Annotated in this window: 7 protein-coding genes; 5 read left to right on the forward strand and 2 right to left on the reverse strand. The window is 39.1% G+C overall.

Going from position 1 to position 13,715, the window contains the following annotated elements:
- Positions 1-1,346: 1,346 nt before the first annotated feature.
- From QNI15_RS23190 to QNI15_RS23205, 4 genes are all read left to right on the forward strand, one after another.
- Complete coding sequence (locus QNI15_RS23190) at positions 1,347-4,193, forward strand: PAS domain-containing protein (protein ID WP_313995095.1); 2,847 nt, start codon at positions 1,347-1,349, stop codon at positions 4,191-4,193.
- Positions 4,194-4,834: 641 nt separating this feature from the next.
- Complete coding sequence (locus QNI15_RS23195; protein WP_314033797.1) at positions 4,835-6,142, forward strand: hypothetical protein; 1,308 nt, start codon at positions 4,835-4,837, stop codon at positions 6,140-6,142.
- 521 nt (positions 6,143-6,663) lie between these two features.
- Positions 6,664-7,821, forward strand: coding sequence for a zinc-dependent alcohol dehydrogenase (locus QNI15_RS23200; protein WP_313995101.1), 1,158 nt, complete (start codon positions 6,664-6,666; stop codon positions 7,819-7,821).
- A 24-nt stretch (positions 7,822-7,845) separates the two neighbouring features.
- Complete coding sequence (locus tag QNI15_RS23205) at positions 7,846-8,355, forward strand: hypothetical protein (protein WP_313995104.1); 510 nt, start codon at positions 7,846-7,848, stop codon at positions 8,353-8,355.
- A gap of 38 nt (positions 8,356-8,393) precedes the next feature.
- Here QNI15_RS23205 and QNI15_RS23210 read toward each other — a convergent pair whose 3' ends face one another.
- Positions 8,394-8,675: a hypothetical protein gene (locus QNI15_RS23210; RefSeq protein WP_314033799.1), complete on the reverse strand. Its 282-nt coding sequence runs from the start codon at positions 8,673-8,675 to the stop codon at positions 8,394-8,396.
- Between the two features lie 584 nt (positions 8,676-9,259).
- Positions 9,260-10,270, reverse strand: coding sequence for a chemotaxis protein CheB (locus QNI15_RS23215; RefSeq protein ID WP_314033801.1), 1,011 nt, complete (start codon positions 10,268-10,270; stop codon positions 9,260-9,262).
- Between the two features lie 442 nt (positions 10,271-10,712).
- Here QNI15_RS23215 and QNI15_RS23220 point away from each other — a divergent pair, with 442 nt between their 5' ends.
- Positions 10,713-13,661, forward strand: a complete 2,949-nt coding sequence (locus QNI15_RS23220; RefSeq protein ID WP_314033803.1) for a CheR family methyltransferase — start codon at positions 10,713-10,715, stop codon at positions 13,659-13,661.
- The last annotated feature ends 54 nt before the right edge of the window (positions 13,662-13,715 follow it).

Raw genomic sequence — 13,715 nt, forward strand, 5'->3', positions numbered from 1 at the left:
CCTGCTTATTCTAACTACAAAGGTCCGCGTCATGAAGTGGGGTCTGTCTTCGTCTCTGTACATTCTGATATGGGAGTATTAGCAGAGTCAATCAATAGTAAACTTTTTCACCTATAGCCAATGTATGCAGCAAATGATGAAAGTCATTCCACCATTGTGTATCCAGCCACAACTTCCTCTGCCTAGGGTAAAAGAAGTTGTAAAGAGGTTGGCGGCTTTACTCGTCACACTAATAGCAGAGAGTGGCTAGTTGCTCTTTCAGTTATACCAGTCCCTTAACAGACTATTTGGTAGGTATCTTCGAGTAGTGATATCTAAGCCGAGATATTCCCAAGCTTTGAATGGGAGATAATTTTACAAAACTGACGTAGGTGCTTTCAAAAGAGTATAAACTAAGAGCATAGGCGATACTTATTTTTAGATAAATTTCTCTTCCTATGTTGGTTTATTGTCCCTTTCATTATCCTTCCAGTAGGAGAAATCAAGTTTGTCGGGATTTTTGTATTGGTTTTCCTGTAATAGTACGATTAAATTTCTGAAGCTTTATCAATTGGCAGATAAACTGTATCTGTGGGCCTGTTTATTTACGCTTTCCCGCGATTAGCGATCTGATAAATTTATTGACTGATTTGTGTATAAGCAATTCATTAATTCGGGAAACTATGTATGCTGGATATATTGCATCCAACTTTGTACGATTCTCAGTACCGAACAGAAAAAAACCTTTCTGAATCAGGAAGGCTTTTCTCAACTTCGGCTGCATAATCAGTAATTACCTATATTATATGCTGATATCTTCTATTTCAAGATACTTCTGACAGCTAAGTAAGATGTTTCAGGGATAAACAGGTTATAAGTGGTAGTTACAGCTAAGTCATCCTTAGGGTACGAATCGTTTACCCCTGAAATTTTTTCCATTTATCACAATCTATTTAAACTAACCAGTTGATAACATTTCAACTGATGATTGCACTAAACCATTCTGTATGTATAAAGCATTTTGTATTCAACGTCGCATTCTATTTTTATATAGTCTCTATTGTAGTAAATAGAATTATATCCTAATAATCAACACACTGCAAAGTTGGAGATTAGTATAATTCTATAAAAGAGGGTAAATACGCATTTGTCAAAACAAGTATTTATCACATATGAGAATACTAGTGAAATAAGTTTTTCTGATTTGGCACAATTTTGCGAAAATATATGCTTACATTGTGTATAGCTGACAGTTCTTTCTTGGTACGGATAATACATTATCTATACATTCCATACAATGCCGATTGTCTCAATTTGTTATTTCCAGTGTTGAAATTTGTGAAGAACCCTCTTTCCTTCTCTTGTCTATGCGAGCAGACACACTTTCATCTGATAACGACTCAGATTTACCCCGTTTGTGGCAAGCGGAACGAATTCTCAATAAGATACCTGTTGCCTGTTTTGAACTTGACCAAAACAGTTGTTTTACCTATATAAATCAACATGCTGAGATCCTTTTTGCCCGCTCGAAGAATACAATGTTAGGTAAAAGTATCTGGGAAGAATTCCCGGAAACAATTCAAGCCCATTGCTTCATAGCTATTACCAAAGCTATAAAGCAACAGGAAATCTCTACCTCTGAGTATATATCAGCCATTACGAATACATGGATACGATTGTCTACCATACCTAGTCAATCGGGAGTAATTGTCCTTGCTACAGAAATTGAAGAAACGAAACATATACAGCTTCAACTCAAAGAAGAACAACGTCGCCTTAAGTCTGCTCAGAAAATCGGGAAGATGGGTTATTTTGAGCGGCATTTGGGTGAAGAAAAATTATATTGGAGTGATGAACTTTATCGTATTCATGGTCTGGAGCCACAAAGTGAAATCATTACACTGGATAAAGTAGTTGCTTTCATACATCCTGACGATCAGGAAATATTTTATCAAACCGTACAAGACGCCCTCCTTCAGAAGACCTCCTTCGAAATCACGAATCGTATCATTCGAACAGATGGGCAAGTGCGAATTGTGAGCCGACGAATGGAGTTTCTGATAGATTCAAAAGGAGTTATTGATCGTATGTATGGTGTAGTACAGGATATTACTGAACAGAAACAAATAGAAGAAAAGCAAAAAGCCAGTGACTCTCTGATGAAACAAGCCGAACAGGCTGCAGGGCTGGGAAGTTATGAAGGTGAACTCCCTTTACAATCTTTTCACTTTTCAGATGGAATGTTTCGATTGCTTGGCTATGAACCACATGGATTTACCCCGACATTGGACTTTATTGATTCTATTTCGAATCCAGAAGATGCGATTGAGGTCCTTCAGATTATTACAAAGGCAATAGAAACCAAACAGCCTTATCAATATCTGCGACGAGTTTACTGGCCTACCGGAGAAATGCATTATATTTTTAGCCGGGGTAAGGTAATCTGTGACGACAAAGGCAATCCGATTAAAATTTTGGGAATGGCGCAGGATGTAACTGAACAAAAAAATGCCCAGGCCGAAATAGATAAACAGGCTAATTTTATCCGGCAGATAACAGAAGCTATACCAGGTACCATTAGTATTTATGATCTGGAACAAGAACAAATTGTATACATAAACCGGAAACAATTTACCCGTTTTGGCTATTCCGATCAGGAGCTGAACGAGATGACTGACTGGCGCTGGATTACGAAGATTGTCCATCCGGAAGATCGGCGTTTACTCTGGCAACTACTGGATGAGATGCCGGCTACCCTTACGGATGTGGTCCGGAGGGTGGATTACAGAGTCCAGCACAAAGATGGCACTCTTGAATGGCGCAGAATCAGGGCTAAGGTATTTAAAAGAAGTGAATCGGGAGCGCCCTTGCAATATATTAACTTGATACAGAATATCACTGAAGAGAAGCAGTCTGAAAGCCAGATTACTGAAAGTCAGGAATTACTAGAGTCTATATTTAATGTTTCTCTGTCAGGTATTTCTGTTTTTAAAACAATCCGAGATGAACTGGGAGAGATTATTGACTTTGAATGGAGTTATGCGAATAAAAAAGCGAAAGAATATGCAGGAAATCGAGAATTAACAGGTAAACGGTATGCAGAGGAATATCCTGGGATTAAAGAAGCAGGTATCTTTGACAGATATATTAAGGTAATAGAACAAGATATATCTGATGATTTTGAAGTATACTATACCTATCAGGGTTTTGAATGTTGGTTCAGGCTGGTAACTGTAAAACTGGGTGATGGACTTGTAACTAGTTCGGAAGACATTACAGAACGCAAGAAATCGGAGCTGAAGCTAAGCCAAATCCTTGAAGCTCAGACTCAACAAATGCAGGATAAATACTATTCCCTTTTTAATTCTATCAGTGATGGTTTCTGTATCATTGAAATGATCTGGAACGAAGCTGGTGAGCCTGTCGACTATCGTTTTCTGGAAGTGAATCCTGCCTTCGAGAAACATACAGGGATCAAAGATGCGGTAGGCAAAACCATGAAAGAGATTGAGCCTAATCATGAATCACATTGGTTTCAGATTTATGGAGAAGTTGCCAAAACCCGAAACCCCGTTCAGTTTGAAGAGCAGGCGCAGGCACTTATCGGTGGTTGGTATGAAGTAAATGCCTTTGCAATGAATGAAAGTAATAAAGTAGCTGTGTTGTTTCGGAATATTACTCAACGCAAACAAACAGAACAACTATTGCACCAAAGCCAGGAGAAACAAGCCTTCTTACTTCGGGTCACTGATCTGCTACGAACGTTAGATGATCCGAAGGAAATATACTATCAGGCAGCACGGCTGGTAGGAGAATATCTGGGAGCCAATCGGGTAGGTTATGCCGAAGACCGTGGTGATAACGCTACCTCTGTCATTACTTGTAATTATATTCAGGGGGTATCAGGTATTGAGGGAATCCACCAATACAATGATTACGGGACAGAGTTACTAAGAGCTTTTCATGAAGGACGTATTGTAATACGAAATGATGTTGCCAATGATCCTTATTTGACAGAGTCAGAGAAAAAGGCATATGAAGTATCACAGGTAGGTGCAACCATAGGTATTCCTCAGGTGAAAGACCAGCGTTTAATTTCTGTGTTCTTTGTTCATTATCAACAAGCACATGTCTTTTCATCGGAAGAAATATCCTTGCTGGAAGAAACTGCAAAACGTATCTGGAAGGCACTCGAAAGAATCAATGTTAACTAATCACCCAATAGAAGTCACTGATCACTTCAAAGGCCTTAAAAGTAGAAAGTCACTATCAAATGATAAAGCCTTGAAATGAGTTTTTTCTATACTGACTGCTTTTTTTATCTGATTTTCCAGTCATCAGAATCCATATGCTTATTGTAACCTGCCTTATATTCAAGAGTCTCGTATCTTTCATAGTCTGCTCAATGACTGAGGTGTTATAGTAGGATAAGAGACAATGTACTGCTGTGGAATATATAGCCAGGTCGGGATATCTTTTTGTAAATTCTCCCTATTTGCCAACATCGGTCCCGAAGTTTAGGGCTTTCAGACCTTTTACAGCATTCAATATGGCTCTATCAGAATCTAAGTCTTTTAGGCGGTTATTCTACAATTCTACAAAATTTTCCTCACTATACACAAACCCATGCATTCCACTCTAGCCAGTATAAATACCTGTTTTTAAAATTGAGTATTTAACGTAGTCAAAAGCTGATAGACAGAACAAATATACTTCGAGAATCAGTTTTTATCAGTTTGCTATATCTCACTCTTATGCGAGTATTTTTTGAAACTGTCCATTGAAAAACTTAACCTGCAGACAGCTTATATAGCTGATTAAGGTTTCTGCCTATATCGTTTTTAAAGGTCCTGCTATGCATGTATATGATTTTATCACTGATGAATTTCACTACCAGCTAAAACAAAAAGCCCGAAAAGGCAATGATCGGTTTGAGCATGTTATAAAGGAATATAAGACACAATTTTTTCAATACTTACGAAAATGTAAACCTGACTCTCCTACTCATTATCTGCCCAGCTCTCTGCGAAAAAACAAATCTGTGAATGAGTGGCTTACACTGGTGTGTGAAACCATCCAGAAAGAAGAGCCAGTGGCAAAACAGATTTTTGAGGAAGTCATTGACGGTTATTTCCTATTTTTACGGGGAAAGCATTTTCTATCGACTCTCAAATATCAGGACCTTCTGGAACGATACAATTTGTTATTTGAAGAAGATATATTGAATCTAAGCTTGTTTTTCCGAGGTACTGACCTAAAAGGTATAGGTAAGAAAAAGTTTTATCATATACCTTACAACACACGACACAAAGTAAAGAATCAGCGTTTTAGCTTTTCCGGAATTCCTTTCTTGTATCTGGGAGCCAGTATTGCAGACATCTATTTTGAGTTTAATCAGTCAGACCTAAACACACATGAACCCTATGTAGCATCCTTTGCCTTCCATCCAATGGATTTAAATCAAATCCATTCCAGACAACCCAAATTATTTAATATTACCAATTTACTTTTTAATGAAGTCAATGAGCAGATTGCCTCTCTTACAGATCCAAACCCAAAACCACCTCTGAAACAGAAAAAGACACTGATTACTGATTTGGCTGGTTGTTTTCGCAAACTGATCTTATCCCATGTCTGTACGTTTCCCAGACGTGAGAATGGTAGTGCCTTCTGTGAAGAATATGTCATTCCCCAGTTATTTACAGAAGCTCTGCGTATGCACCAATACGATGGAATTATATTCTCGTCTACCAGCTTTTCTGAACAGAAAATAATGTATTCTACGCCATTTCCCAACCTTCGGTTCAAGGACAATCTGGTATGGTTTACTACCTATCAAGAAGATTCACTTTATGACGAAAATCTTCTTGATATGTTTGAGATTATTGTAAAAGATATGAAAGGTTTTGGTCTGTCTGATAAGGTAGTTTTGGAGGAAAAAATACACCATAAGATCCATCATATTGAACAGCAACTATCTGATAGACTCGATACTATCAGAAGTGCGTATCTGAGAAGAACCCTTGCAGACATTTCTCAACGCTTGGAACTCTATAAAGATATGAAAATTAATGGTGGTCTTTATTTGAATACTTATGCTGGTAAGCTTGAACTCATCTACACACAAAATTATCTGGTATTTTTGGAAAATCAGCTTTCATAAAACTGCAATTCTATCTCTATGAATTGCCGCTCTTTCGCAAGATCCTCTTTTTTATATACCAGATTTTATACTTCAGGACCTTCTTCTGTAGATAAACCTCCCACCTGTTCCCCATCTTTACAAATTCCAGGTCTAGAATTAATACGTAGCTTTCTGATAGAAATACGTGTTTTTAAAATTGAGTATTTGACACATCTCATCACTGAATAGAAAACTTGAGCGTATAGACTCCATTTCGGCTATAACAAGAGCATATATCACCTAGATCATCCTATACCGCCTTTCTCTACGTGTAGAAGTAATTATTAAACCTAACGAAAACAGAATACAAGCTATTTTCTGATTTGTTAAAGCCTTTCTAATTGAGGCAAAGGAGAACTTTTCAAAAAATCATCCGATAAAGGTACATTTTTTATCGCCTTTATGCGAAAGTTAAAGCAGCCTAAAAGCTTATAACCAATTCGTTTACAGGCTGTAATACTGTAGTTTATTCAATTATATACCTCAACTAGTTACTTCCTATGATTGCTATGAATTTTCGGGGCCCTTTTCGGGTCCGTGCTGACCGCAACAAACCTGATCCCGTCATTGAGCATCCTGAAGATGCAATCGTTCGGGTTACCCGGTCGTGTATATGCGGTTCTGATCTGCATTTATACCATGGTCTTGTGCCAGATACCCGTGTAGGAACAACCTTTGGCCATGAATTTACAGGAGAAGTCGTCGAAGTCGGTTCCTCCATTAAAAACCTGAAGGTCGGAGATCATGTATTGGTACCCTTTAATATTGCCTGTGGTGTATGTCCTTTCTGTAAACAGGAATTATATGGAAACTGCCATGAGTCCAATCCGGAAGCTACTGCAGTAGGTGGTATTTTTGGGTATTCTCATACAGCTGGTGGCTTTGATGGCGGACAGGCAGAATATGTACGTGTTCCATTTGCGGATGTAGGTCCAATGGTAATTCCTCCGGATCTGGACCTGGATGATGCTGTTCTGCTTACAGATGTAGTTCCAACTGGTTATCAGGCTGCAGAGATGGGTGGTATTAAAGAGGGGGATACAGTGGTAGTCTTTGGAGCCGGACCTGTTGGCATTATGGCAGCAAAATGTGCATGGCTTTTCGGAGCAGGTCGGGTGATTATCATTGATCAGCTGGAGTATCGATTGGAATTTGCCCAAAGATTTGCTCAATGTGAAGCCTATAACTTCCGTTCATTATCTGATCCAGTACTATTTTTGAAAAAGACAACGGATTATTTTGGTGCGGATGTATGCATTGATGCGGTAGGCTGTGAAGCAGCAGGTAGTACACTCCAAACCATAACAGGTAGAAAAACATTGCTCCAGGCAGGTTCTGCAACAGCTCTGCACTGGGCCATTAACTCTGTCAAAAAAGGCGGTATTGTGTCCATTGTGGGTGTATATGGTCCTACAGGTAATTTGATTCCGATTGGCAATGTGGTCAACAAAGGGATTACCATCCGGGCCAATCAAGCCTCTGTGAAACGGCTGTTACCAAAGCTTATAGAACATATACGTGCCGGACGACTCAATCCGAAAGAAATTATCACCCATCGTGTACCATTGGAAGAAGTATCGGATGCCTATCATATTTTTTCCCGCAAGCTTGACAACTGTATCAAGACAATACTTATACCTCCTTCCGCAAGAGCCTAACACGAACCATAAACCTGAGCTATCATGAAAAAAAAACCTGAAGACTATTCTCATATCAAGGGATGGGGAATAGATGCTGATCCGGAAAATGAACCAACCTATCCAATTAAGAAGTATACAGGTGATGACCACCAACGCCTTTCGTATGCCAAACCGCCACAGCAGCCAAGCAAAGTGGAGATACTACATTCCAATGAACGTCCTGGTCTGACTTCTGTTTTTGGTACATCATCTCCTCCATCAGGTTTGAGTGGCCTTATTCGTCGGCATGCCTTTACATATAGTGAGGGCAACTGGGGTCACTGGCTATCACTGATACTGGCAGATCGTATCAATGTGTGGGAAGGTATTGCCTCGGATCTGCTACATGGCCATATTCCGAATATATTTGCAGAACGAGGATGGAATGCTGAACTTAAATACAACAAAAAGGGTGCTATTCAAAAAGTTGTTACAGGCGTCTTAGTTGCAACAGTTGCAGCCGGCTTACTATATGGGCTAACAAGAAAGAAGAAAAAGACTCACTGGTTGTAAGTTGATTCAAATGTATGCTTTCTCCTTGAGAAACTAAGTTACCTACTTTTGTTAGTCTGTGTACTCAGATATATCCAGATCAGCAAAAAGAGAATCTCTATTGCACCATCTAGCATATAGATATTGGAGATTACATCTGTAAGGGAATAATAGAAGTCCACAGAAATAAATGCCAGGGCTGTCAATGCCCCAAGCAGGAATGCAGGCCTGGCATCTGTATGGACAAACAAAAAGCTTCCCAGTGTTAACGAAACAGGTATAAGCAGAGCGCCTACTGTTTTTACCAGCCAGATATCTGTTTTATATCCGGTTATCATCATAAAAGTTTCTATATCTATTAATGGCCATAAGGCTGTTATCAAAATATAAACACTCTGGATTTTTATCTGCCATCTGAATAATTTCATTTCTTATTCTATGTAAGTGTGTTTACGTTTTTATTCGGGATATAGGAAGTATACAATTACTCTCCCTGTAATCAGAAACAGATAAAAAAGCCCCTCTGAATCAGAGAGGCTTTTTCGTAAACCCATTTATGCTGATATATACATAAACCTTATGTCCTTTATGAAATGTTTGTGTATCTGGCCATTTATCTCTCTTTCTGCCCATTTTACATATCTGTGTAGTAGATTATAAACCAGTACTGTTTCCTTACCTACTCTTAGTAAGGACTCTACAAAGTTCATACTTGGGATTTATGTATAAAAGAGGATAAATACGCAATTACCAAAACAGGTATTTAACGTAACAAAGAGGAATAGATAGCATCTAGTATCTTCCTCAAAAAATATTTCTCTTTACTGATGCAGAGCATTTCAAATCTCGGCTCGAACAGGCCTTCGCTATCGAGCCAAGATCTTTTCCTTAAAAATGAAAAGTATAAGCACACTAAAGAAAATAACTATTCTTCTGTTTGTTTCCGCAATACTTCATGTGTACTTATATCCTGCATAATTACCCTCTTGATACGATTTACATACTCATCTACTTCCTCAATCTTTTCTTCGTAAATGGCTTGTACAGCAGTACTGACCTCGATCTGATTGACCATAGAAATAAGCATATTTTTCCGCTCCTCCAGAATTCGCATCGCCATCCATAAAGTCTCTTCCAGTTGTCTGTCTTTGTCCTCCAGAAGAGTTTGCGCAACATAGGCATGACCTGAATGGCAACGAAAGCGAACTACATTGCCATGTTTCATCTGCGACAATGGACCTCCACAATCCGGACAGATAAATGCAGACCGTTCGCCAAGCTCTTCTACATTTTCAGTGGAAGTTGTAATTCTTTCTACAATGGCGGCCTCAGCTTTTATATCATCCGGAATTGGATGTTTTTCTACCTGCCGATATACAAGTTCGTTAACTAAAATACCTATCTCCACTGCAGGTACATTATAGTTCACTTCCATCTGAAGCAAAACATTTCCAGGCATGTCCCGATAGGTAGCCTCAGAAGGGTCCTGAACAATCGTGATCCCTTTGCTACGTCGTATAGCATCCATTCCTACAATACCATCATATAACATTCCGGTTAGAATAACTCCAATCGTTCTGGAACCATGATAAGCTGCTGCGGAACGGAACAATGTATCAATGGAGGGACGAAATCCGTTTTCACGTGGTCCTTTGGTCAGACGAATGTGATTGTCTGTTAGTATCAGATGACAATCTGCTGGTGCCAGATAAATAGTTCCATAGGTTATAGATTCATCTGCCTCAGCAACCTTGCATGGGAGTATGGTGTACTTTTGAAGGGTAGATACAATACTTTCTGCAGAAGAGGCAGCAGATAAATGCAGCACAATAAAGATGGCAGCAGGTAGGTTCTTTTCTAATGGAGTAATTAGTGTGATGAGAGTTTCCAGACCGCCTGCTGATGTCCCAATAACAACAATATCATGTCTGTTCATAATGTGATACTAGTCAGTAGTGAAAAAAATAGTAAAAAACGAAGTGTCTGTTGTTTCAAAAGTGTCTTCTTTATATAAGAAGTACAACTGACTCAGGTATTAGGATTTTTTGGTGCAATTGTTTCTGTTTTTAGGCAATATTTGTTAACTCTGCACGAATTAGCTGTCGTTTTTTCATAAAATGCCTGTTATAGTCAAAATAAGTTTCTGAAATACAGTGTAATTTCTAAAAATGAAATGCTGTCTAATGCATTACCTCTATTTATAGTAATTGCTATACAGTATATCATTATGACAGAGTTTTTGACGTGGTATTTTTACCTTGTCAGAATAGTATATCTTTCTAAAGTAATTAACATATACATAAAAAATAATGCCTTATTGCTTGTTTAATCTGTAAGATAACTTCCTTAGCATATACACAATAGTTTTTTTTATATTGATGAAAGAGAATGTCAAGAAGCAAACCCAGAAAGAAAATACTGATACAATAAGTTCCGACACTAAAGAACTACCAGAGGATACGTCAATAGGTCCATTAACCAAAAACAGGCGGTTTACTATTGTAGGTATGGGTGGTTCGGCAGGGTCACTGGAAGCCATCGAAGAGTTTCTTCAAAACGTTCCTCCTGACAGTGGTATTGCTTTTGTGCTTGTCAAACACCTTGACCCTAATCACGAAAGTTTGTTACCAGATCTACTTCAACGTTGCACACTAATGCCTGTAAGGAACATTGAAGACGGTATGGAAGTACATCCCAATCATGTATATGTAATCCCGGAGAATAAAGATCTGGCTATAATGAATGGCCAGCTATTGCTTCTTAAACCTTCCAAACCACGGGGGTTCCGTATGCCTATCGATAACTTTTTACAAAGTCTGGCCGAGGACTGGGGTGAGAAAGCTGCTTGTATCATTTTTTCTGGAATGGGTTCAGATGGCGAACTGGGAGCTCGTTTTATAAAAGAAAGCATTGGACTGGTCATTGTGCAGGATCCAGCCACTGCCACGTATGATAGTATGCCCCGAAGTATAATCCAAACAGGAACACCTGATTATATCGTTTCACCTGCAGAAATGGCAGGAAAACTCATAGATTACATCAAATATCCTTCGAAAAAGCTAGAGAAAAAACACCAGAGCACAGACAAAAAAATGGCTGTTGCCCTGCAGAAGGTCTTTATATTGTTGCGTTCTCAGACTGGCCATGATTTTTCTTTGTACAAACGCAACACCATCATGCGCCGAATGGAGCGTCGTATGCAAACCAATCAAATCTTTGATTTGGAAGAATACGTCCGTTTTTTGCAGGAACACACTACTGAAACCGAAAATCTTTTTAAAGAATTGCTCATCGGGGTAACAAAATTTTTTCGTGATGCACCTGGCTTTATGGCACTGGAAGAACGCATTTTACCAGAGTTGCTTAAAAAGAAAGGGAAGAATGATGCATTTCGAGTATGGATTGTAGGCTGCTCCACCGGGGAAGAGGCTTATTCCATAGCAATTCTAATACGTGAATGTATCAACAAACTCAAAATCAGGCCTAACTTTAAAGTACAGATCTATGCCACAGATCTGGATGCAGATGCCATTAAAAAAGCTCGAAGCGGATTGTATATGGCTAACATCAGCAATGACATGTCTTCCGACAGGCTCGACAGATGGTTTATAAAAAAAGATGATCAATACCAGATTGTTCAGGAAATTCGGGAAATGGTCATCTTTGCTGAACATAATCTCCTCAAGGATGCATCCTTTACAAAGCTTGATCTACTTTGCTGCCGCAATGTGCTAATCTATTTTACACAGGAGCTTCAGAAAAAGCTATTACCGATGTTTCATTATACGCTCAATCCGGGAGGCGTTTTATTTCTGGGCCCTTCGGAAACAATCAGTGGGCATGAAGATCTGTTTGTCTCTGTTGACGTAAAATGGAAGCTATACAGACGACGGGATAATACTTCCTCTATCAATAAAATAGCAGAGTTTCCCAATACTACTATTCTACCCAAACTCCCTATCACATTGCCTGCACAGAAGAAACAGCCTAGTCGGCAACCTAGTTTCCTGACTGATCTGACCCGTAAACTGCTGCTGGAAAAACATACGCCTCCGGCAGTATTGATTGATGAAAATGGTACTATCCTCTATGTCAATGGCCGTACCGGCAAATACCTGGAATTATATCCGGGACAGATGGCTATGAATGTGTTTGACATGGCGCGTGAAGGACTTGGTTTTGAATTGCGTAATGCAGTGCTTCGTGCTTATACCCAGCAAGAACCTGTGGTTATCAATGAAGTACGTGTAAAAACCAATGGCAGCTTTAGTTTAATTCGGTTAAAGGTAGACCCCATTGAACAACCTCTGGAAATGAAGGGTCTGCTACTGGTCGTTTTTGAGGATTTGCCTCAGGTAAAAAAGACCCGGACAATAAACAGGAATGGTTCTACTGATACAGAGAAAGATCGCCTTATAGCGGAACTGGAAAAAGAGCTTCGGTTTACCAAAGAACATTTGCAGCATACCATTGAAGAAATGGAAACTTCCGTAGAAGAACTTAAGTCTACCAATGAAGAAGCCAATACAGCGAAAGAAGAAACACAGGCTCTGAATGAAGAACTGCTTACCGTCAATATGGAGTTTAGAGCCAAGACAGATGAATTGACTGAGATTAACAATGATATGGCCAATCTGCTTAACAGCTCTGACATTGCCACTATCTTTCTCAATCAAAAGCTGGAAATCAAGCGGTTCACAAACCGAGCAACCAAGATAGTCAATCTGATACAATCGGACATTGGCCGTCCGGTAACTCACATTAGTACTAATCTTAATTACAACCATATCACCCGTGATGCCAAAGAGGTACTGGATCTGTTGCAACCCAAAGAATTACAGGTTGAGGCTAAAAATGGACAATGGTATGCCATGCGAATCAATCCATACCGCACGTTGGATAATTTCATTGGTGGCGTAGTTATTTCTTTTATTGATATTTCGACACTGAAACAACTGGAAAAGGCAGCAATCGGTCTGGCTGAAAATATTGTGCAAACCATTCGACACCCGATGGTAGTATTGGATAGCAGCTTCCGGATTGTCTCAGTGAATTATAGTTTTTTGCAGTTGTTTTCGCTTTCCGAGCCACAAGTTTCCGGACAGGTGATATTTACTATAGGTAATGGTGTGCTAAGTATTCCGGAATTGCGGGAATTATTGGAAGAATTGCCCCGTCACGAAACGCAGTTTAACAATCAGGTGTTGAATTACACTTTCGATGGAGTAGGTACTAAAAATATTGTAATTAACAGTCATCGGATTGTACAAGAGGAAACATCTGCTGAATTAATTGTAATTTCTATTGAAGAGGCGGTTCAATATTAAAATATTCATAACAAACATTCTATATTTAGTTCTATACAAAAATACTTTTGGCTT

This window comes from Xanthocytophaga flava (assembly GCF_030068545.1).
Taxonomy (GTDB): Bacteria; Bacteroidota; Bacteroidia; order Cytophagales; family 172606-1; genus Xanthocytophaga; species Xanthocytophaga flava.